Annotated in this window: 1 protein-coding gene; it reads left to right on the forward strand. The window is 63.7% G+C overall.

Annotation, left to right across the window (positions count from 1 at the left end; translation table 11 throughout):
* A partial coding sequence (locus QEH57_RS24785) for an IS66 family transposase (protein WP_309009496.1) occupies positions 1-485 on the forward strand: 485 nt, incomplete at both ends.

Raw genomic sequence — 485 nt, forward strand, 5'->3', positions numbered from 1 at the left:
TCGGCCGAGCTGCTCGCCTACGTCGTGGTCTCGAAGTTCCTCGACCACCTTCCCCTGTTCCGCCAATGCGCGATCTACAAGCGGCACGGCTTCGCGGTCAGCCGCCAGAACCTGGTCCGCTGGGTCGAGAAGGTCGCCGAGTGGCTCAAGCCGATTTACAACCACATGCGACTCGAGCTTCTGGAAGGCGGCTACGTCCAGGTGGACGGGACGCCGATCAAGTATCAGGATCCCGACTACGGGGAGAAGAAGACGAGAACCGGCTACCTTTGCGGCATGACCCGGCCGCTCGGCGACGTCTGGTACAAGTGGAGCGGCGGGCGCTGCCACGCCTCGGTCACCTCGTACCTGGAAGGCTTCGAGGGCGTGGTCCAGTCCGACATGTACGAAGCGTACCCGAAGCTGGAGAAGTCCAGCGAGGGAATCGAGCTGGCCGCTTGCTGGGCGCACGCCCGGCGCAAGTTCTTCGAGGTCAAGGAACGCTT

This window comes from Pelagicoccus sp. SDUM812005, assembly GCF_031127875.1.
Lineage (GTDB): Bacteria > Verrucomicrobiota > Verrucomicrobiia > Opitutales > Opitutaceae > Pelagicoccus.